This window comes from Enterococcus sp. XAF26B05_ASV22 (genome assembly GCF_056727285.1).
In genome coordinates, this window is the sequence record NZ_CM161538.1 from 1,618,913 (window position 1) to 1,639,236 (window position 20,324).

Sequence of the window (20,324 nt, forward strand, 5' to 3'; positions counted from 1 at the left end):
CTTAAAAATGACAGAAAGAATTGACGGACACACACTATTGATCAGTTTGATTGCAAAACCAATACGCCATAGTTTATCACCAACTATGCATAATGAGGCGTTTGCCAAGTTAGGTTTAGACTATGCATATATGGCTTTCGAAGTAGGAAATGAAGAATTAAAAGATGCCGTTCAAGGGATTCGTGCGTTAGGCATTCGCGGTTCGAATGTTTCAATGCCAAATAAGCAAGCTATCATTCCTTATTTAGATGAGCTTTCACCTGCTGCAAAATTAGTCGGCGCAGTAAACACTGTGACGAATAAAGATGGAAAAGGGCATTTAGTCGGACACGTGACTGATGGGACAGGCGCAATGCGTGCATTAAAAGAAGAAGGCGTAGAAGTTAAAAATCAAATTATTACGATGACTGGTGCTGGAGGTGCTGGAACCGCAATTGCAATCCAAGCAGCATTAGATGGCGCAAAGGAACTACGTATTTTTAATATCAACGATCAACATTACAAAAATGCTGAAGAAACTGTGAAAAAAATTAATGAAAACACTGAGTGTAAAGCTACTTTAACGGATTTAGCTGATCAAGTGTCATTCAAACAATCAATCAGTGAAAGTGCTATTTATATCGATGCAACAGGTGTTGGCATGAAACCATTGCAAGAAGAGAGCTTGATTAATGACCCCGAAGTGATTCGTCCAGATTTAGTTGTTTTTGATGTTGTCTATATGCCAAAAGAAACAAAACTATTAAAATTTGCGCGCGAACATGGTGCAAAGAAAACCATGAACGGTTTAGGGATGATGCTTTATCAAGGCGCTGAAGCATTCAAGCATTTCACTGGGGAAGATATGCCTGTTGATTATATTAAAGAATTACTATTTAAGGACTAACAGTTAGGAGAAAACGATGAAAAACAAATACACACCGACCGCTATCGGTCTATATATCAATTATATTGTCCACGGTATGGGCGTTATCATTATTTCACAAAATCAAAATTCATTGATGACCCAATGGGATACAGACTTGATGGGGATCGCTAAAGTTATTTCAATGTTAGGAATCGGACGTCTGATTGCCATCATGATTTCGGGACGTTTATCGGATAAATTCGGACGTAAACCATTTATTTATTTAGGAATGATTACCTATGCAGCTTATTTCTTTGGAATATTATATAGTCCAAGTGTTGAATTGGCGATGTTTTTTGCAGTAGTTGCCGGAATTTCTAATTCATTCCTAGATTCTGGAACATATCCTGCTTTGATGGAATCATTTCCTAAAACAGCTGGGACTGCAACTGTACTGTTGAAAGCCTTTATTCAAGGTGGACAATTTGCTCTTCCATTGATCATTAAATTTTTAGCTTCAAATCACTTATGGTTTGGTTGGTCATTTATGATTGCTGCCATTTTACTTGGTGTGAATGCCATTTTCTTATGGAAACAACCATTTCCAGATGCAGATGCAAAACTAGCGGAAGAAACGGAAGAAGCCGTTGAGCAAGCACCAACCGTTAAATTTAAGTCAAAACCTAAGATGGCTATTGAAGGGGTTGCTTTTGTAATCTATGGTTTTATTGCACAGGCAACGTTCTATCTCATTAGTCAATTTATTGGAACCTATGGTGAACAAGTCGCTGGTATGGCACAAACAGATGCGGGCGTGTTAGTTTCTTATTATTCTATTGGCTCATTATTATGTGTAGCTTTTACTGCAATTATGGCTTCTAAAGTTCGTTCAGTTTATTTAGTTGTGATTTATACATTCGTTTCATTTTTGACGATTGCTATTATGTGGTTATTCCCAACACCACTCGTTTGTATGATTGGTGCAGCCCTAGTCGGTTTCTTTGCCGCAGGTGGCGTGTTACAATTAGGGTTGACTGTTATGGGTGAAATGTTCCCAGCTGGTAAAGGAACAATCACAGGGATTTATTATACATTTGGAAGTATTGCTTCATTTGTTATTCCAGTAGCAGCAGCTCAAATTGCTAAAACCAATGTTCGGGGTATCATGTTATTCGATACAATCATTGCAGGAATTGGTTTTGTTTTAGCCGTAATTATTTTTATTCGTTATCGCCAAACGGTCGATACATCTAAATAGGAGGATACAAAAATATGAGTACAGTTACAGTTAAAAACGTGACTCTCGGAAGTGGGAGTCCTAAAATCATCGTTCCTCTAGTAGGTAAAAATGAAGTAGAACTAATTGAAGAAGCCAAACATTTAGTAACAATCGATTGCGATTTAGTTGAGTGGCGTGTTGATTTTTTTGATCAAGTAGCTGATTTTCAAGCAGCTGCTAATATGTCAAAAAAAATCGCAGAAATCTTAACAGATAAACCCGTACTTTTCACGTTCCGAACAAAACAAGAAGGCGGAGAAATTGCATTTTCAGATGAACAATATTTTGGTTTGTACAAAACAGTTATTGAAAATGGTATTATTGATTTATTGGATGTTGAATTGTTTATGGATGAAACATATGTTCAAGAAACGATCAAAGCAGCGCACGAAAAAAACATTAAAATCGTGATGTGTAATCATGATTTTGATAAGACACCTACTAAAGAAGAAATCGTTTCAAGATTATGTCGCATGCAAGAAAAAAATGCTGATATTTGTAAAATCGCTGTAATGCCACAATCGTCAGATGATGTATTGACTCTTTTGGCAGCCACAAACGAAATGAAGTCGGTACATGCAGATCGACCAATCGTTACCATGTCTATGGGACAATTAGGGATGGTTAGTCGGATGTGTGGAGAGACTTTTGGTTCCGCAATGACTTTTGGAGCTGCTAAAAAGGCATCCGCTCCAGGTCAAGTTCCAGTGGAAGAACTTCGTGAAGTGCTAAAAACGTTAGCATTATAATCAAAAGACTAGTTGGAAACGAGAGTGCTCATTTCTAACTAGTCTTTTTTTCTTGCATCCATGGATTTCTTTGATAAACTTAATCTTGAGGTGAACAAAGATGGCTAAGAAAAAGAAAATACAAAAGACAAATGCAATGAGAATTGTCGAACAACATAAACTTACATACAACGAATATGAGTTTGAATGGAGTGAAGACCATTTAAGTGCGGATAGTGTTGCCAAAAAAATAGGAATAGAAGATGGAAAAATCTTTAAAACATTGGTCACTATAGGAAATAAAACGGGACCTGTTGTAGCTGTAATTCCAGGTAATAAAGAATTAGATTTAAAAAAATTAGCAACTGCAAGCGGCAATAAAAAAGTAGATATGTTACATTTAAAAGATTTAGAAGAAACAACCGGCTATATTAGAGGTGGCTGTTCTCCAATTGGAATGAAAAAACTGTTTCCAACTTATCTGGCTGAAGAAGCTAATCACTTTGACACGATTATAATATCGGCTGGTAAAGAGGGCTGCAGATAGAGTTGTCTCCATTGTCGATTCTTCAAGCAACAAATGGAAGAATGGCTGATTTAACTACGTAAAATAATGTGTTTTTCTAAAATATTACGAGTATTTTTGTAGCGCCTGTTTTGCTAGAGTATCTGCACCTTTATTCTGGCTTTCAGGTAGCCATTTTACCAATAATAGTGGGAACTGACTTTCTAATTCTTGAAAAGTATATAGATAAGGTTGGAATAATGGGTTTTTAGCATGTTTTTTTTCAATCGTTTGTACAACGATTTTACTATCGGAATGGATCAACACAGTTTGATTGTTTTGTCTTTTTTCAATGATCAATTGTAGAGCGTTAATAAAAACTTTAAATTCAGCTTCATGGTTGGAACACTCTCCAAGAAAGGTGTGGATTTGCTCGTGTAGTGCATCACCTACAATAACGATACCGCCACCACTAGGACCTGGATTTCCTTTTGTTGCCAGCATCGACATATATTCGTAACATAAAAGTCTCCTTATTTTCTTTTTGTTAAAAGTTGAAATGTGGTACTATTATAACATACTGAATTTCTATTAAGGGGTCGCTACATGAAGAAAAGAGTCTATCATTGGCAACCAGAATTATCATCAGCGATAATTTATTGGTCCTGTACATTTGGCATTTTATTTTTAAGTTTGATTTTGACATTGGAACACACTCGTCCTTATTTGATTAGTAACGTTGTGTTAGGTATTTTCTTTTTCTTTGTATTACTGGGGCATAATCGTTATTTTATTGTAGAAGACGAGTACTTGATCATTCATGCAATCTTACCAGTAAGACGTAAAAAAATACCATTATCAGCAATTGAAATAATTCGAGTGGGATCTAAATGTATTGAAATAAAAGCTCCTGGGTTTAAAGAAGAGACACAGATGTTTATTATGACAAAAAAAAATAAGACAACTTTTATAGAAGCTATCAAGAACCAAACGTTGTTTAAGGCACAAATTATTGAGGACCCAGATTTAACTATTAGTAAACACTATTAAAAAACAGCATTCTGCTTAGCAGAGTGCTGTTTTTTCTATATTTTCTTCACATGAGCGGCTTGCAAGCCACGTGTACCTTCCATTACTTGAAATTCAACAGCTTGATTTTCTTCTAAAGACTTAAAGCCATCTTCTTCGATTGCTGTGAAATGAACAAAGATTTCCTCGTCTTCATTGTAACCAATAAAGCCATAACCTTTTCTATTATCGAACCACTTGACGAACCCTTTTTCCATTCAAATCACGCTCCTTTATTTTCTAAAGTCTTTCATCATTATAAAGTGAAAAAAGGAAGCCGTCAATCTTTTGCAAAAAAGTCATCTTTTTGACGGAAATGGTTTAAAAGATACAGTATATTGTGAGATAACACATCGAAGAGCTTGTTTTAATTGAATAATGTTCGGGAAAGTCGACGGATTATGGGAAAACACATGTAAAAACTGTTCAAAATGTTTAATTAATTTTTATAATAAAAGCAGTAAATCAATTGGTTTGGTTGCAAAGCCTTTCTATTTAATTCACATAAAATTAACTTCCTTCTTCCAGTACGCGGATTTTTGTTATATACTTTAAACTAAAGCTCGAGGAGGAATCAACATGAATATTCGTTGTACTAGAAATACCGGATTTTATGGGATGGGCAGTCCAATCGAGATAAGAAGAAATGACATAAAATGGTTTTATTTAAGCCATAACGAAACAAAACAAGTTGAAACAAATGAAACGGAATGCACAATTCAGGCTGCTTTTTCTTTATGAAAAGTACCCCCATAACGGTGCGAGATTTGGGTCAGACAGTAGAGTTAGAAGTTACGATGAACCCAACACTGATCTCAATTTATGTTATACTCTTCACTGGCATGTTATTGGTTCCAGTGCTACATTTAAACATCTTTGGAATCATACTGTTACTTGTGGTGTATTTTATTTATGTATTGTCAATATTAAATAAAGCATATGTAATCAAGGAGAAAATATGATGGGCGATAGAGCTGAAGAGTTTTTAAGCAGTTTTAACCGCATTGAAAAGTGGTTTCGTGAACAATTAAATAATCCAACAAATATGGGGTTCAGCGAAATGGTTCGTAGACTATCAAGAAAAAAAGACAGTCAAGTCCCGCTTTTTCAAGATGATTTATTGCAGATGGCTCAACTGCGAAATGCGATTGTTCATGAACAGATTTCAACTGATTTTGTAATAGCCGAACCGAATGAATGGGCAGTTAATCGCATGCTGGAAATTGAGAAATCTCTGCTTAGTCCTGAAAAAGTTTTACCACGTTTTGCAAAAAAGGTAACTGGATTCGATTTAACTATTTCGGTTAAAGAAATTTTATCAATTGTAGCTCGTAAACAGTATTCGCAATTTCCAATCTATGACAGTGGGATATTTAAAGGGTTGATAACTGTTCGAGGATTAGGAATTTGGTTAGCGATCGAAAGTTCAAAAGGAGATATCCAATTAGAAGGAAGAAACGCTTCTGAACTTTTGGTAAGTAATTATAAAGAGAACAATTACCAATTTGTCAGTAAAGAAACAACGGTGTTTCAAGTTGAAGAAATGTTTGTGAGTCAAATCAGATTAGAAGCCATCTTGATTACTAAAGATGGCAATCCAAATGGCAGTTTGCTTGGTATTATCCGTCCAAGAGACCTATATAATAATTTAGAGAAGGAATGAAAGCCGTTGTTAGCAGTTTATTTAATTATCAGTGCAGTATTGGTCGGTTTAGATCAGTGGGTCAAATATTTAACGGTAGCCAATATTCCATTGGGCGAAACAAAAGAGTTTATCCCAGGGGTATTATCGTTTACTTACCTTCGAAATACAGGTGCCGCTTGGAGCCTTTTAGAAGGGAAAATGTGGTTTTTCTATATTGTTACGGTAATTGTGGTAGCCGTAGTGTTGTATATCTTAGTAAAAAATATTAATGGAAGTAAATGGTTTACAGTCGGTTTGAGTTTAGTCTTAGCGGGCGCTATCGGTAATTTTATCGATCGCATTCGTCTAGGTTTTGTTGTTGATATGTTCCAAACAGAATTTATTAGCTTTCCTATATTCAATGTTGCTGACTCTGCGCTAGTAGTTGGCGTGATATGTATTTTTATTTATTTGGTTTTAGACGAAAAAGAGCGAAGGATGGAAAAAATGGAACAAATTAATGTAAAAATAAAACAAGAAAAAGGACGGATTGATAAAGTTCTAAGTGATTTATTGAAAAATCACTCCCGTTCGCAAATTCAGCAGTGGTTAAAAGACCAAAATATAACCGTCAATGGTGATATTACTCGCTCAAATTATAAAGTAAAAGAAAACGACGAGATCAGTATCAATGTGCCTGAACCAGAAGAACTTGATGTTGTTGCAGAAAATATTCCAATTGAAATCGTGTATGAAGATGATGATGTATTAGTCGTTAATAAACCACAAGGGATGGTCGTTCACCCATCGGCAGGACATCAGAATGGGACGCTTGTAAATGCTTTGTTATACCACATAAAGGACTTGTCTTCAATCAATGGAATCATTCGTCCTGGTATTGTTCACCGTATCGATAAAGACACCTCAGGCTTATTGATGGTTGCCAAAAATGATAAAGCACATATTGCTTTAGCAGAACAACTAAAGGATAAAACGTCACTTAGAAAATATATTGCCTTGGTTCATGGTGAAATATCACATGATAAAGGTGAAATCAATGCCCCAATCGGTCGTTCAAAAAATGATCGGAAGATGCAAGCTGTTATAGAAGGCGGAAAACCTGCGGTGACACATTTTGAAGTCTTAGAACGGTTTGAAGGTTTTACGTTACTTCAACTACAATTAGAAACTGGACGCACACATCAAATTCGTGTGCATATGAAATACATCGGCTATCCAGTGGCTGGTGATCCATTATACGGTCCAAGAAAAACGTTAAAAGGCAATGGACAATTTTTACATGCTGAAGTTTTAGGGTTCAAACATCCTACAACTGGCCAAATGATGGTCTTTGAAGCACCTTTACCTGAACTTTTCGAAAAAACTTTAGACCAATTAAGAAATAATGATTGATTTATTTTAAAAGAAAAGGTACACTGTTTTAGAAAGAAAATTAAATAAGTAATCCTTTAAGAGTAGTCCCGTGAGGCTAAGAAGGAGACATGCAGAACAATTTCTAGGTGCGCTTAGAAAAAATCTGTGTGAATTGAATGGTATCTTTGTATAGATAATTCAATCCTCCTATCCGAACGCGGGTGGGAGGATTTTTTGTTTGGTGTGAATTGCTGTGAATCATTGCGACTGCTTTGCAGAACAGATGACGAACAGTACTTGGCGAACGAAGTGAGCGAAGCTACCATAAGTACTGCATTCCCAAATATCCTCAACTACTTAAAATTAGGAAAAACAGATACACATGAAAAAGAGCAAGTGTAACGCCTTTACACTGAAACAGGAAGCTCATAAGGCATCGGTAAAAACTATATTTTTAGGAGGAGAAAAAATGCAAGGAAAAGAAGTCGTTGATGCAGTAACGATGAAACGAGCGTTAACAAGAATCACTTATGAAATTATCGAAAGAAACAAAGGAATCCAAGATATCGTATTGGTGGGCATCAAAACACGTGGTATTTATATCGCTCAAAGAATAGCTGAACGCTTGAAGCAATTGGAGCACACTGAAGTTCCAGTAGGTGAATTGGATATTACCTTGTATCGCGACGATATGGACGGACAATCTATGAAAGAACGTTCATTAGAAGAACCAGAACTACACTCGTCTGATATTCCAGTTTCATTAGAAGGGAAAGAAGTGATTTTGATCGATGATGTACTCTTTACTGGTCGGACGATTCGAGCAGCGATGGATGCAGTGATGGATCTTGGTCGACCAAGAAAGATTTCATTGGCAGTCCTAGTGGATAGAGGGCATAGAGAACTTCCAATTCGAGCAGATTACGTTGGGAAAAATATACCAACTTCAATGGCAGAAGAAATCATTGTTGAAGTAGAAGAAAAAGATGGCGCAGATCGAATTCTGATCGCAAGCACAGAAGAGTAGTCAAATACAATAGCAAAGATAGGGTAGGTTAAGATGACAGAAAAAGAATTTCGTAATGATGAAGCAGTTTTAGATATTCATGATAGACCAAAGGCAACACATTGGGTCGGTTTAAGTTTACAGCATTTATTCACAATGTTTGGTGCAACAGTTTTAGTGCCAATATTAGTAGGAATCGATCCTGGAATTGCGTTAGTAAGTTCAGGACTTGGAACAATAGTCTATTTATTCGTAACAAAAGGAAAAATTCCTGCTTATTTAGGAAGTAGCTTTGCGTTTATCGCAGCTATGCAGATGCTGATGAAAAGCGATGGCTACCCAGCAATCGCACAAGGGGCTATCACAACAGGATTAGTGTACCTAATCGTTTCTATTATAATCAGTAAAATCGGATCAGCTTGGCTGGACAAAATTTTACCACCAATTGTAGTCGGTCCAGTCGTGATGGTCATCGGATTAGGGCTTGCCTCCAATGCTGCAAATAATGCGATGTTTAACAAAGGCGAATATGATTTTAAATTCATTGCAGTCGCACTGATCACACTTGGTTTAACAATTTTCTATAACATGTTTTTCAAAGGATTTCTGGGGTTGATTCCTATTTTACTTGGCATCGTAAGTGGCTACCTCGTTGCGTTATTGTTCGGTATCGTAGATGTCGAACCAATTAAAAATGCAGCATGGATTGCTATGCCCAATTTTGAAGTCCCTTTTGTTCAATATCAACCAAAACTACATTTAAACGCAATCACAACAATGGCACCCATCGCCTTTGTTACGATGACAGAGCATATCGGACATTTAATGGTTTTAAACAAACTGACTAAACGGAATTTTTTCCAAGATCCAGGTTTATCAAAAACCTTGATGGGTGATGGTGCTGCTCAAATCGTTGCTGGTTTAGTTGGCGGACCTCCAGTCACAAGTTATGGAGAAAACATCGGAGTGTTAGCCATTACGCGAGTACACAGTGTGTTCGTTATTGCAGGTGCCGCAGTCTTCGCTGTTGGGCTTGGTTTTGTAGGGAAATTAAGTGCAATCATTTTAAGTATCCCCGGTCCAGTCATTTCAGGAATCAGCTTTGTTTTATTCGGAGTTATTGCTGCTAGTGGGTTGAAAATCTTGATTGATAATCAAATTAATTTTGATAAGAAAAAGAATTTACTGATTGCCTCAGTGATTCTAGTTATCGGTATCGGCGGTTTAGTCTTTAAATTGGATACTTTTGAGTTATCATCAATGGCTTTAGCAACAGTTTTAGGCATTATTTTGAACTTAATTTTACCTGAAACAGCACGTAGCGAAGAAAAATCTGTCTAACCAAGCTCTTTCAGCTTTGTTAATAAGGAGGAAAACGAATGATCATCACATCTGAACGTATCAGTTTAAAACATCTTTTAACAGTAGAAGCATTAAGTGATCAAGAAGTAATGGGCTTGATTCACCGTGCGCAAGAGTTTAAACAAGGAGCGACTTGGCAACCGGAGAAAAAGCAATATTTTGCGACAAATTTATTCTTTGAAAATAGTACACGGACGCACAAGAGCTTCGATGTTGCAGAGAAAAAATTAGGCATCGAAGTCATCGAGTTCGAAGAAAGTATGAGCTCGGTAAAAAAAGGTGAGACGCTTTATGATACAGTGCTGACTATGTCGGCAATCGGAGTGGATGTGGCAGTCATTCGTCACGGGGAAGAAAATTATTACGATGAACTGATCCAAAGTAAAACAATCCAGTGTTCCATTATCAATGGTGGAGATGGTAGTGGACAGCATCCTACTCAATGTCTACTAGATTTAATGACAATTTATGAAGAATTTAAACACTTTGAAGGATTAAAAATCGCAATCGTGGGCGATATCACTCATTCCCGAGTTGCAAAATCCAACATGCAGATGCTAAAACGATTAGGAGCAACAATCTTTTTCTCAGGGCCAGAAGAGTGGTACGATAAGCAATTTGAAGCGTATGGACATTATATGCCATTAGATGAAGTGATCGAAACAGTAGATGTTATGATGCTACTTAGAGTACAACATGAGCGTCATGATGGATCAGAACTGTTTTCGAAAGAGGAGTATCATCAGCAATACGGTTTAACGGTTGAACGAGCAAAACAATTACAAAAACATGCGGTTATCATGCATCCAGCGCCTGTCAATCGTGACGTAGAGCTTTCAGATTCTTTAGTTGAAGGGATTCAATCCAGAATCATCCAACAGATGAGTAACGGCGTTTATATGAGAATGGCAATTTTAGAGGCAGTATTACACGGAAAGGCATAGGTAAACAAAATGAAAACACTTATCAAAAATGGCAGAATCGTAAAAAAAGACAATCAATTTATACCAGCAGAAATTTGGATTGAAGATGGCAAGATCAAAGCAATCGGAACATCTTTTGAAGAAAGTACCTTTGAAAAAGTTTATGATGCTAAAGGACAATTGATGACACCTGGATTAGTTGATGTACATGTGCATCTAAGAGAGCCGGGCTTTACGTACAAAGAAACAATCGAAACAGGTAGTAAATCAGCTGCAAGAGGTGGATATACAACCGTTTGCGCGATGCCTAACTTAAATCCTGTCCCTGATACTGTGGAAAAATTAAAAGAAGTATACAAAATCATTGAAGAAAATGCGGTAGTAAAAGTTCTACAGTATGCACCAATTACAGAAGAATTACGCAGCGAAATATTGACTGATCAAAAAGCGTTAAAAGAAGTTGGGGCTTTTGCATTTACAAATGATGGCGTAGGGGTACAAACAGCTGGGACAATGTATCTTGCAATGAAAGAAGCGGCAGCGAACGATATGGCGATCGTGGCTCATACAGAAGATGAATCACTTCTTTTTGGTGGGGTAATGCACGAAGGAGAAATCTCAAAAAAACTGGGGTTACCTGGGATTTTAAGCTCTACTGAAGCTTCACAGATTGCTCGAGACGTCGTTTTAGCAGGAGAAACAGGTGTTCACTACCATGTCTGTCACGTCTCTACACAAGAAAGTGTTCGTGTAATTCGCGATGCAAAGAAAGCTGGAATTCACGTAACAGCAGAAGTTGCTCCGCACCATTTGATTTTAGTTGATGAAGATATCCCAGAAGACAATGGTTTTTGGAAAATGAATCCGCCACTTAGAGCAATCTCAGATCGAGATGCTTTAATCGAAGGATTATTGGATGGCACGATTGACTGCATTGCAACAGACCACGCCCCCCATGGCTTAGAAGAAAAAAATCAAACGTTTCTAAAAGCACCATTTGGCATTGTTGGAAGTGAGACTGCATTTCAATTAATTTATACCCACTTTGTTGAAACAGGAAAATTTACCTTAGAACAAGTGATCAACTGGATGGCAACCAAGCCTGCTGAAATTTTCGGTATAGACGCAGGGACACTCACAATAGGTGCTCAAGCAGACATTGCCGTTTTCGATTTAGAGTTGGAAGAAGCAATTGATGATAAAGATTTTGAGTCGATGGGAATCAATACTCCATTTGTTGGCTGGAAAGTAAAAGGGAACACATTAATGACCTTTGTTGATGGACAATCAGCTTGGTCTAAGGGAGATGCATAAATTTGAAACGACTATTGATACTAGAAGACGGAACTGTTTTTGAAGGAAAAGCGTTTGGTGCAGCTGTTAATGTTGTTGGCGAAGTTGTATTTACAACAAGCATGACAGGCTATCAAGAAACAATCACTGATCAAAGTTTCAATGGTCAAATTATTACATTTACCTATCCGATGGTTGGAAATTATGGTGTTAATCGTGATGATTATGAATCGATTTCGCCAACATGTAAAGGAGTAGTCGTTAAAGAACATGCAAGACTTGCTTCAAATTGGCGTGCTCAAATGACATTGGATGAATTTTTAAAAAGAAAAGGAATTCCTGGGATTTCTGGAATTGATACTCGAGCTCTAACACGAAAACTTCGCTCAGTCGGGACAATGAAAGCTGCTTTTGTTGATGCAGATGACGACTTGACACATGAATTTGATCAGTTAAAGGCAACGGTTTTACCAAAGAATCAAGTCGCTCAAGTATCTACAACAAAACCATATCCAAGTCCAGGTATCGGTCGAAATGTTGTCGTGGTTGATTTTGGGTTAAAACATAGTATATTACGTGAGTTATCCAAACGTCAGTGCAACTTAACTGTTTTACCGTATAATACCACTGCTGAAACAATTTTAGAGCTTTCACCAGATGGTGTCATGCTGACAAATGGACCTGGAGATCCAAAAGATGTACCAGAAGCACTTGAAATGATTCAAGCGATTCAAGGGAAAGTACCGATTTTTGGCATTTGTCTAGGTCATCAGCTGTTTGCCTTAGCGAACGGAGCCGATACCTACAAGATGAAATTTGGTCATCGAGGATTAAACCATCCAGTTAAAGAAATTGCAACAGGAAGAATCGACTTTACTTCTCAAAATCACGGTTATGCAGTAGATGAAACAACCGTTGATCCTGAAAAATTATTCATTACTCACGTTGAAGTAAATGATGGTTCTGTTGAAGGAGTCAGACATCGCCAATACCCAGCCTTCACAGTGCAATATCATCCAGATGCGGCTCCAGGACCTCATGACGGGCTTCATTTATTTGACGAATTTATGGAATTAATGGATGCATGGAAGGAGCAAGACTAATGCCAAAAAGATCAGATATCAAAAAAATCATGGTTATTGGTTCGGGGCCAATTATTATCGGCCAAGCCGCAGAATTTGATTATGCCGGCACACAGGCATGTCTTGCTTTAAAAGAAGAAGGATACGAAGTCGTTTTGGTCAATTCAAATCCAGCGACCATTATGACGGACAAAGAAATTGCGGATCACGTTTATATCGAACCTATCACATTAGAATTTGTCTCACGTATTTTGAGAAAAGAACGTCCAGATGCATTATTGCCTACTTTAGGTGGACAAACGGGTCTGAATATGGCAATGGAACTAGCGGCTTCTGGTATTTTAGACGAACTGAAAGTGGAATTATTAGGAACAAAATTAGAGGCAATTGACCAAGCTGAAGACCGCGATCTATTTAAGCAACTGATGGAAGAGTTAAATCAACCTATTCCTGAAAGTGAAATTGTCAACACTGTTGAACAAGCAGTAGCATTTGCTAATACAATTGGCTATCCAATTATCGTACGTCCTGCATTCACTTTAGGTGGAACTGGCGGTGGAATGTGTGATAACGAAGAAGAATTGCGGATCATTGCTGAAAATGGTCTGAAATTATCTCCTGCAACACAATGCTTGATTGAAAAAAGTATCGCCGGTTTTAAGGAAATTGAATATGAAGTAATGCGCGATTCAGCGGATAATGCGATTGTTGTGTGTAACATGGAAAACTTCGATCCAGTTGGAATCCATACAGGAGACTCAATCGTTTTTGCACCAAGCCAAACCTTATCTGATTATGAATATCAAATGCTCCGTGATGCATCCCTTAAAATCATTAGAGCTTTGAAAATAGAAGGAGGCTGCAATGTTCAATTAGCGTTAGACCCTCACAGTTTCAACTATTATGTGATTGAAGTAAATCCTCGCGTCTCTCGGTCCTCAGCCTTAGCTAGTAAAGCAACCGGGTACCCAATTGCGAAACTAGCTGCGAAAATCGCTGTAGGCTTAACTTTAGATGAAATGAAAAATCCAGTTACAGAAACAACTTATGCTGAATTTGAACCAGCGTTGGATTACGTTGTTGCAAAGATTCCTCGTTGGCCCTTTGACAAATTTGAAAAAGGGGAACGACGCTTAGGAACACAAATGAAGGCGACTGGCGAAGTGATGGCGATAGGACGAAACATCGAAGAGTCGTTATTAAAAGCGGTTCGTTCGCTTGAAATCGGCGCATACCATAACGAATTAACAGAAATCGAAAACGTTAGCGATGAGCTATTGACTGAAAAAATTGTGAAAGCTCAAGATGACCGATTATTCTACCTATCAGAAGCTATTCGAAGAGGATTTACGATTGAGGATCTGGCCATGCTTACCAAGATTGATTTATTCTTCTTAGATAAACTGCTGCACATTTTTGAATTAGAAACGGCATTACAAGAGAATATCAACGATGTCGAACGTTTGAAAGAAGCAAAACAAAACGGTTTTACCGATCGAAAAATTGCTGAATTATGGGAAGTCACAGAACAGACGGTTAGGAAGTTTCGTCATGAACAAAAGATTCTCCCTATTTATAAAATGGTCGATACTTGTGCTGCAGAGTTTGAATCTCAAACGCCTTACTTTTACAGCACTTATGAATCTGAAAATGAAAGTATTCCCTCTGAAAAACCTTCTGTATTAGTTCTGGGTTCAGGTCCTATCAGAATTGGTCAAGGAGTAGAGTTTGACTATGCAACGGTTCACTCTGTAAAAGCGATTCAGGAAGCAGGCTTTGAAGCAATTATTATGAATAGTAATCCTGAAACTGTTTCAACAGATTTCTCAATTTCAGATAAACTTTATTTTGAGCCATTAACACTAGAAGATGTGATGAATGTAATCGAACTAGAGCAACCAATGGGTGTTATTGTTCAGTTCGGCGGCCAAACCGCAATCAACCTAGCGGAACCTTTAGTAAGACAAGGGGTGAAGATTCTTGGAACGTCAATAGATGATCTAGATCGAGCTGAAAATCGTGATTTGTTTGAACAAGCATTACAAGAACTAGATATTCCGCAACCGCCTGGTGATACTGCGACCAGTGCTGCAGAGGCGGTGGCAGTGGCAAATAAAATTGGTTATCCTGTTTTAGTTCGCCCAAGTTATGTTCTTGGTGGTCGGGCGATGGAGATTGTTGAGAATCAAACTGATTTAGAAGATTACATGAGCAATGCTGTAAAAGCTTCTCCAGAACATCCTGTACTAGTCGATAGTTATTTAATAGGTAAAGAATGCGAAGTTGATGCAATTTGTGATGGTCAAACAGTGTTGATTCCAGGAATAATGGAACATATAGAGCGCGCAGGAGTTCATTCCGGTGATTCTATGGCAGTCTATCCTCCGCAAACTTTATCCAAAGAAATTCAACAAACAATTTCTGATTACACAAGAAAATTGGCAATTGGACTAAATTGTGTCGGTATGATGAATAGTCAATTCGTTATTCATGAAGAAAAAGTTTACGTAATTGAAGTCAACCCTCGAGCTAGTCGAACAGCGCCATTCTTAAGCAAAATTACTGGAATTCCGATGGCTCAAGTAGCAACAAAAGTAATTCTTGGTGAAAAACTAACAGATTTAGGCTATAAAGATGGTTTATATCCTGAAAGCCAACAAGTACACATTAAAGCGCCCGTATTTTCTTTTACGAAACTTCAAAAAGTAGACACGTACTTAGGACCTGAAATGAAATCAACGGGCGAAGTGATGGGATCAGATTACAGTTTAGAAAAAGCATTATATAAAGCTTTTGAGGCTTCTGGACTTCACTTGCCAAGTTTTGGAGCTGTATTATTTACTATAGGGGATGAAACGAAAGAAGAATCATTGGCATTAGCGAAGCGTTTCAATGAGATTGGTTATAGCTTGATTGCAACCAAAGGGACGGCAGAATTTTTTGCGGAATATGGCCTACTAGTGAAGACGGTTCTTAAAATAAATCAAGGGGGAGAGACAGTTCTTGACTTGATTCGTAATGGTGAAGCACAAGTAGTTGTTAATACGATGGATAAAAATCGCTCGGATCTAAATCAAGATGGATTTTTGATTCGTCGAGAAGCGATAGAACACGGGGTTCCACTTTTCACCTCTCTTGATACGGCAGAAGCCATTTTAAAAGTCTTAGAATCACGAGCATTTTCAACTAAATCAATCTAATTTCTTGAGGTTGGGTCATCACGTTGTGAGTCACATCCTAACCTATTCTAGTACAATAAAAAGTTGTAAAGGAGTATCATAAATGAAACAGGAACTAATGACCATCCTCTCTCAAAAACAATTAGCACCTAGAATTTTCCAAATGACATTGACGGGTGATTTAGTCAATGAAATGGAAAAACCTGGGCAGTTTATCCATATAAAAGTCCCTAGAGCAGATATGCTTTTAAGAAGACCAATCAGCCTCAACCAAATTGATAAAAAAGCGAAAACTTGTACAATCATCTACAGAACTGAAGGGGATGGGACTAAAATTTTTTCTGAACTCACATCAGGAGATTCTCTAGATGTGATGGGTCCTTTGGGAAATGGCTTCGATGTTGACTGTTTAACGGTAGGTCAAAAAGCCTATGTAATTGGTGGTGGGATCGGTATTCCACCGATGTATGAGCTGTCAAAACAATTGAAGCAAAGAGGGGTTGACGTTGTACATTTTCTTGGTTATGCCTCTAAAGAGGTTGCTTACTTTCAGGATGAATTTATCGCTCTAGGTGATACACGTTTTGCGACTGACGACGGTTCGTTCGGTGTTCAAGGAAATGTTGGTAATTTGTTGTTAGATGCAGTTGAAAAAGAGCAACCAGATGCTGTTTATGCTTGTGGTGCCAATGGTATGTTAAAAATGGTGGCACAAGTTTTTTCCGATAATCCAAATGTTTTTCTCTCTTTAGAGCAACGAATGGCCTGTGGTATGGGAGCTTGTTATGCCTGTGTTTGTCACGTGCCAGATGATGAAACAGGGACAAAAAGCGTCAAAGTTTGTGATGAAGGGCCGATTTTTAGAGCCAGCGAGGTGGTTTTATGATGAATAATTCGTTAGCAATCAGTATTCCTGGGTTAGAACTTAAAAATCCAATCATTCCTGCTAGTGGTTGTTTTGGGTTTGGTGAAGAATATGCTAAATACTATGATCTAGGCAAACTTGGCTCCATCATGATCAAAGCGACAACGCCACAAGCACGTTTTGGAAATGCTACGCCAAGAGTAGCTGAAACACCTAGCGGAATGTTAAATGCGATAGGCCTACAAAATCCTGGTTTAGATGTAGTCATAAATACGAAACTCCCGGCATTAGAAGCGTATGATATACCAATCATTGCCAATGTTGCGGGAGCTTGTGAAGAAGACTATGTTGAAGTGTGTACTAAAATCGGTGACGCACCAAATGTCAAAGCAATAGAACTAAATATTTCATGTCCAAATGTAAAACACGGTGGGATTGCCTTTGGAACTGATCCAGAAGTGGCATTTCAACTAACTCAAGCTGTCAAAAAAGTAGCAAAAGTTCCGATTTACGTAAAACTTTCCCCGAACGTGACAGATATTGTGCCTGTAGCTAAAGCAATAGAAGCTGGAGGTGCAGATGGTTTTTCGATGATCAATACACTTTTAGGCATGCGGATCGATCTAAAGACCCGTCGTCCAATTTTAGCGAATCAAACAGGAGGATTATCGGGTCCAGCAATCAAACCTGTAGCCATTCGTTTGATTCATCAGGTTTCACAAATTTCTAGTTTACCAATTATCGGCATGGGCGGAGTCCAAACAGTGGATGATGTCTTAGAGATGTTTATGGCTGGAGCGAGTGCGGTAGCCGTTGGAACTGCTAATTTTACCGATCCATATATCTGTCCGAAATTGATTGATGCTTTACCTAGTAGAATGGCAGAACTTGGCATCGAATCATTGGAACAACTAATAAAAGAAGTTAGAGAGGGGAAAAATCGATGAGTCAACGACCGATTATCGCACTAGATTTCCCATCAAAAGCAGAAGTAGAAGCGTTTTTAGACAATTTCCCCAAAGAAGAATCGTTATTCGTTAAGATAGGGATGGAACTGTTTTATCAAGAAGGACCTGAAATCGTCCGCTGGTTGAAAGGGCTAGGTCATTCTGTTTTTCTTGATTTAAAGTTACACGACATCCCTAACACCGTTGAGAAATCAATGATTGGTTTAGCAAAACTGGGTGTTGATATCACAAACGTTCATGCTGCTGGTGGTGTCAAGATGATGGAAGCCGCTAAAGCAGGACTAAAAAAAGGGACGAAAGCTGGAGCAAAAGTGCCAATCTTGATTGCTGTAACACAGCTCACCTCAACGAGTGAAAAAGAAATGCAAGAAGACCAATTGATCGAAGTACCTCTGAAAGACAGCGTGTTGCATTATGCAAAATGTACGGAAAAAGCTGGACTAGACGGTGTGGTTTGTTCTGCATTAGAAGCACAAGACATTCATCAGGCGACAAGTGAAACGTTTGTTTGCTTAACACCAGGTATACGTCCAAGCGGCAGTGAAGTTGGAGATCAACAGCGCGTAGTGACACCAATCGCGGCAAAAAAAATTGGTTCAACTTATATTGTAGTTGGTCGACCAATTACACAAGCTGAAAATCCATATGAAGCCTATCAATCAATAAAAAATGAGTGGAATGGAGCAAGATAATGACAGAATTAGCCAAAAAAATTGCGAAAGATTTATTAGAAATTGAAGCAGTATTTTTAAGTCCGAATGAACCATTTACATGGGCAAGTGGAATCAAAAGCCCAATTTATTGTGATAATCGGATTACAATGAGCTATCCGATTGTTCGTAAAGATATTGCCAAAGGATTAGCAGAAAAAATCAAAAAAGAATACCCTGATGTCCAGGTTATTGCTGGCACTGCAACAGCTGGGATTCCTCATGCTGCTTGGGTAGCAGACATCTTAGATTTACCTATGGTTTATGTTCGTAGTAAAGCGAAAGAGCATGGGAAAGGCAATCAAATTGAAGGCCGAATTTTTAAAGGACAAAAAATGGTTGTGATTGAAGATTTGATTTCAACTGGCGGAAGTGTCTTAGAAGCGGCAGATGCGGCGGAACGTGAAGGGGCAGATGTTTTAGGTGTGGCGGCTATCTTTACGTATGAATTACCAAAAGGAAAAGAAAATTTTGCTCATCGAAAAATGGATTTAATAACACTAACAAATTATTCAACATTGATCGATGCGGCGTTAGAATCAGACTATATTGAAAAAAACGATGTAGCATTATTAAAAGAGTGGAAACAAGATCCGGAAAATTGGTTAAATAAATAGGAATAATATAAGAAGCATGATTTTTGATTACGTATTCAAAGGTTATGCTTTTTCTTGACCGAATTATTCATCAAATATGATATACTTTGAGTACAAAAATAGCAAAACAGCTATTGAAAATTGACTGTTCATATTTTTTAGGATACAGTTAGTCAAATGATAAAATCTAAGGTGGGGTTTGATGAAAAAAATTCGAAATATGGACGTAGAATGGGGATACAAAGGCGATGTTGGACCGGAGCATTGGCATACACTTTGCGATTGGTTTTCAACAGGTGCTAAATATCCTTATCAATCGCCCGTTGATTTATCCAAAAACGTAACCAACGGGGCGTCAGCTAGTAGAGCCATCGATTTTTGTTATAAAACAGAAGAATTTACAGAAAAAGAATTTAAAAATACCTTTCACTTTGTTCCACCGAATACAGAAAGTTACGTGATTTTTGAAGATGAAAAATATTATTTGACCGATATTCATTTTCACACACCGAGTGAGCATACCTTTGATGGTGAACATGCACCGTTGGAATTTCATCTAGTTCATATGAATAACTCTGGTGATAATTTGGTTGTAGGTTGTTTATTTACGATCACTGAAGATGAAAATAGGTTCTCAAAAAAACAAACGACACTTAAATGGAACTCTGAAACCCATCAACAATGGTTTGATCCTTCTATTTTTTTACCGGAACAAAAGTCGCATTTCCATTATTTAGGATCGCTAACAACACCTCCAACAAAAGGGCCTGTTCATTGGTTTGTTTTCGATTCTATCCAAAAAATGGATCAAGATTTCTTTGAACGAATCTACGAAGGTATGCTACCGTTTAATAATCGTCCAGTCCAAGCATTGAATGGACGTAAAATCTATTTTTCTGAATAAGGCGGAGAACA

The 20,324-nt window shown here is 37.8% G+C and carries 19 protein-coding genes and 3 pseudogenes; 20 read left to right on the forward strand and 2 right to left on the reverse strand.

The window, feature by feature from the left end:
• Positions 1-7: 7 nt before the first annotated feature.
• From AC1PU0_RS08050 to ybaK, 4 genes and pseudogenes are all read left to right on the forward strand, one after another.
• On the forward strand, positions 8-886 hold the full coding sequence (locus AC1PU0_RS08050) for a shikimate dehydrogenase (protein WP_206850120.1): 879 nt from the start codon (positions 8-10) through the stop codon (positions 884-886).
• A 16-nt stretch (positions 887-902) separates the two neighbouring features.
• A complete protein-coding gene (locus AC1PU0_RS08055) occupies positions 903-2,105 on the forward strand; it encodes an MFS transporter (RefSeq protein WP_069654828.1) in 1,203 nt (400 codons plus the stop codon).
• A 14-nt stretch (positions 2,106-2,119) separates the two neighbouring features.
• Positions 2,120-2,875, forward strand: a complete 756-nt coding sequence (gene aroD / locus AC1PU0_RS08060; protein ID WP_206850119.1) for a type I 3-dehydroquinate dehydratase — start codon at positions 2,120-2,122, stop codon at positions 2,873-2,875.
• 100 nt (positions 2,876-2,975) lie between these two features.
• A pseudogene (gene ybaK / locus AC1PU0_RS08065) lies at positions 2,976-3,463 on the forward strand (Cys-tRNA(Pro) deacylase).
• A gap of 22 nt (positions 3,464-3,485) precedes the next feature.
• Here ybaK and AC1PU0_RS08070 read toward each other — a convergent pair.
• A pseudogene (locus AC1PU0_RS08070) lies at positions 3,486-3,882 on the reverse strand (ribonuclease HI family protein).
• Positions 3,883-3,965: 83 nt separating this feature from the next.
• Between AC1PU0_RS08070 and AC1PU0_RS08075 the strand changes: the two are divergent.
• Positions 3,966-4,409, forward strand: a complete 444-nt coding sequence (locus AC1PU0_RS08075; protein ID WP_206850117.1) for an EbsA family protein — start codon at positions 3,966-3,968, stop codon at positions 4,407-4,409.
• 35 nt (positions 4,410-4,444) lie between these two features.
• Here AC1PU0_RS08075 and AC1PU0_RS08080 read toward each other — a convergent pair whose 3' ends face one another.
• On the reverse strand, positions 4,445-4,645 hold the full coding sequence (locus AC1PU0_RS08080) for a cold-shock protein (RefSeq protein WP_206850115.1): 201 nt from the start codon (positions 4,643-4,645) through the stop codon (positions 4,445-4,447).
• A gap of 361 nt (positions 4,646-5,006) precedes the next feature.
• On the opposite strand from AC1PU0_RS08080, the gene AC1PU0_RS08085 reads away from it, so the two are divergent.
• The 15 genes and pseudogenes from AC1PU0_RS08085 (at position 5,007) to AC1PU0_RS08155 (ending at position 20,313) form a co-directional block, all read left to right on the forward strand.
• Positions 5,007-5,168, forward strand: coding sequence for a hypothetical protein (locus tag AC1PU0_RS08085; protein ID WP_479998800.1), 162 nt, complete (start codon positions 5,007-5,009; stop codon positions 5,166-5,168).
• A gap of 220 nt (positions 5,169-5,388) precedes the next feature.
• Positions 5,389-6,090: a CBS domain-containing protein gene (locus AC1PU0_RS08090; protein WP_069654834.1), complete on the forward strand. Its 702-nt coding sequence runs from the start codon at positions 5,389-5,391 to the stop codon at positions 6,088-6,090.
• 6 nt (positions 6,091-6,096) lie between these two features.
• Positions 6,097-6,534 (forward strand): annotated as a pseudogene (gene lspA, locus AC1PU0_RS08095) (signal peptidase II); the annotation flags it as partial.
• Positions 6,535-6,558: 24 nt separating this feature from the next.
• On the forward strand, positions 6,559-7,464 hold the full coding sequence (locus tag AC1PU0_RS08100) for an RluA family pseudouridine synthase (RefSeq protein WP_069654836.1): 906 nt from the start codon (positions 6,559-6,561) through the stop codon (positions 7,462-7,464).
• A gap of 430 nt (positions 7,465-7,894) precedes the next feature.
• Positions 7,895-8,452 carry a bifunctional pyr operon transcriptional regulator/uracil phosphoribosyltransferase PyrR gene (gene pyrR / locus AC1PU0_RS08105; RefSeq protein ID WP_069654837.1) on the forward strand — a complete coding sequence of 186 codons (558 nt, stop codon included), beginning with the start codon at positions 7,895-7,897 and terminating at the stop codon, positions 8,450-8,452.
• A gap of 33 nt (positions 8,453-8,485) precedes the next feature.
• On the forward strand, positions 8,486-9,772 hold the full coding sequence (locus AC1PU0_RS08110) for a solute carrier family 23 protein (RefSeq protein WP_206850112.1): 1,287 nt from the start codon (positions 8,486-8,488) through the stop codon (positions 9,770-9,772).
• 38 nt (positions 9,773-9,810) lie between these two features.
• A complete protein-coding gene (locus AC1PU0_RS08115) occupies positions 9,811-10,737 on the forward strand; it encodes an aspartate carbamoyltransferase catalytic subunit (protein WP_206850111.1) in 927 nt (308 codons plus the stop codon).
• Positions 10,738-10,746: 9 nt separating this feature from the next.
• The gene (locus tag AC1PU0_RS08120) at positions 10,747-12,030 is read left to right on the forward strand and encodes a dihydroorotase (RefSeq protein WP_206850110.1); all 1,284 of its coding nucleotides are present in this window, start codon (positions 10,747-10,749) and stop codon (positions 12,028-12,030) included.
• Between the two features lie 2 nt (positions 12,031-12,032).
• The gene (locus AC1PU0_RS08125) at positions 12,033-13,112 is read left to right on the forward strand and encodes a carbamoyl phosphate synthase small subunit (protein ID WP_206850109.1); all 1,080 of its coding nucleotides are present in this window, start codon (positions 12,033-12,035) and stop codon (positions 13,110-13,112) included.
• On the forward strand, positions 13,112-16,291 hold the full coding sequence (gene carB, locus AC1PU0_RS08130; protein ID WP_206850108.1) for a carbamoyl-phosphate synthase large subunit: 3,180 nt from the start codon (positions 13,112-13,114) through the stop codon (positions 16,289-16,291). Before AC1PU0_RS08125 ends, carB begins: the two co-directional genes overlap by 1 nt.
• A gap of 82 nt (positions 16,292-16,373) precedes the next feature.
• On the forward strand, positions 16,374-17,156 hold the full coding sequence (locus tag AC1PU0_RS08135) for a dihydroorotate dehydrogenase electron transfer subunit (protein ID WP_206836392.1): 783 nt from the start codon (positions 16,374-16,376) through the stop codon (positions 17,154-17,156).
• Entirely contained in the window at positions 17,153-18,082 is a 930-nt protein-coding gene (locus AC1PU0_RS08140; RefSeq protein ID WP_111247916.1) for a dihydroorotate dehydrogenase, read from the forward strand. The genes AC1PU0_RS08135 and AC1PU0_RS08140 overlap by 4 nt, the downstream gene beginning before the upstream one ends.
• A complete protein-coding gene (gene pyrF / locus AC1PU0_RS08145) occupies positions 18,079-18,795 on the forward strand; it encodes an orotidine-5'-phosphate decarboxylase (protein ID WP_069654845.1) in 717 nt (238 codons plus the stop codon). The genes AC1PU0_RS08140 and pyrF overlap by 4 nt, the downstream gene beginning before the upstream one ends.
• On the forward strand, positions 18,795-19,430 hold the full coding sequence (gene pyrE, locus AC1PU0_RS08150) for an orotate phosphoribosyltransferase (protein WP_069654846.1): 636 nt from the start codon (positions 18,795-18,797) through the stop codon (positions 19,428-19,430). The genes pyrF and pyrE overlap by 1 nt, the downstream gene beginning before the upstream one ends.
• Before the next feature lie 181 nt (positions 19,431-19,611).
• Entirely contained in the window at positions 19,612-20,313 is a 702-nt protein-coding gene (locus AC1PU0_RS08155; protein WP_206850104.1) for a carbonic anhydrase family protein, read from the forward strand.
• Positions 20,314-20,324: the final 11 nt, after the last annotated feature.

What these genes read in the sequence shown, in the direction of transcription:
- AC1PU0_RS08050 (WP_206850120.1), top strand. Translation starts at nt 8, where the DNA reads ATGACAGAAAGAATTGACGGACACACACTATTGATCAGTTTGATTGCA.
- AC1PU0_RS08055 (WP_069654828.1), top strand. Translation starts at nt 903, where the DNA reads ATGAAAAACAAATACACACCGACCGCTATCGGTCTATATATCAATTAT.
- aroD (WP_206850119.1), top strand. Translation starts at nt 2,120, where the DNA reads ATGAGTACAGTTACAGTTAAAAACGTGACTCTCGGAAGTGGGAGTCCT.
- AC1PU0_RS08075 (WP_206850117.1), top strand. Translation starts at nt 3,966, where the DNA reads ATGAAGAAAAGAGTCTATCATTGGCAACCAGAATTATCATCAGCGATA.
- AC1PU0_RS08080 (WP_206850115.1), bottom strand. Translation starts at nt 4,645, where the DNA reads ATGGAAAAAGGGTTCGTCAAGTGGTTCGATAATAGAAAAGGTTATGGC.
- AC1PU0_RS08085 (WP_479998800.1), top strand. Translation starts at nt 5,007, where the DNA reads ATGAATATTCGTTGTACTAGAAATACCGGATTTTATGGGATGGGCAGT.
- AC1PU0_RS08090 (WP_069654834.1), top strand. Translation starts at nt 5,389, where the DNA reads ATGGGCGATAGAGCTGAAGAGTTTTTAAGCAGTTTTAACCGCATTGAA.
- AC1PU0_RS08100 (WP_069654836.1), top strand. Translation starts at nt 6,559, where the DNA reads ATGGAACAAATTAATGTAAAAATAAAACAAGAAAAAGGACGGATTGAT.
- pyrR (WP_069654837.1), top strand. Translation starts at nt 7,895, where the DNA reads ATGCAAGGAAAAGAAGTCGTTGATGCAGTAACGATGAAACGAGCGTTA.
- AC1PU0_RS08110 (WP_206850112.1), top strand. Translation starts at nt 8,486, where the DNA reads ATGACAGAAAAAGAATTTCGTAATGATGAAGCAGTTTTAGATATTCAT.
- AC1PU0_RS08115 (WP_206850111.1), top strand. Translation starts at nt 9,811, where the DNA reads ATGATCATCACATCTGAACGTATCAGTTTAAAACATCTTTTAACAGTA.
- AC1PU0_RS08120 (WP_206850110.1), top strand. Translation starts at nt 10,747, where the DNA reads ATGAAAACACTTATCAAAAATGGCAGAATCGTAAAAAAAGACAATCAA.
- carB (WP_206850108.1), top strand. Translation starts at nt 13,112, where the DNA reads ATGCCAAAAAGATCAGATATCAAAAAAATCATGGTTATTGGTTCGGGG.
- AC1PU0_RS08135 (WP_206836392.1), top strand. Translation starts at nt 16,374, where the DNA reads ATGAAACAGGAACTAATGACCATCCTCTCTCAAAAACAATTAGCACCT.
- AC1PU0_RS08140 (WP_111247916.1), top strand. Translation starts at nt 17,153, where the DNA reads ATGATGAATAATTCGTTAGCAATCAGTATTCCTGGGTTAGAACTTAAA.
- pyrF (WP_069654845.1), top strand. Translation starts at nt 18,079, where the DNA reads ATGAGTCAACGACCGATTATCGCACTAGATTTCCCATCAAAAGCAGAA.
- pyrE (WP_069654846.1), top strand. Translation starts at nt 18,795, where the DNA reads ATGACAGAATTAGCCAAAAAAATTGCGAAAGATTTATTAGAAATTGAA.
- AC1PU0_RS08155 (WP_206850104.1), top strand. Translation starts at nt 19,612, where the DNA reads ATGAAAAAAATTCGAAATATGGACGTAGAATGGGGATACAAAGGCGAT.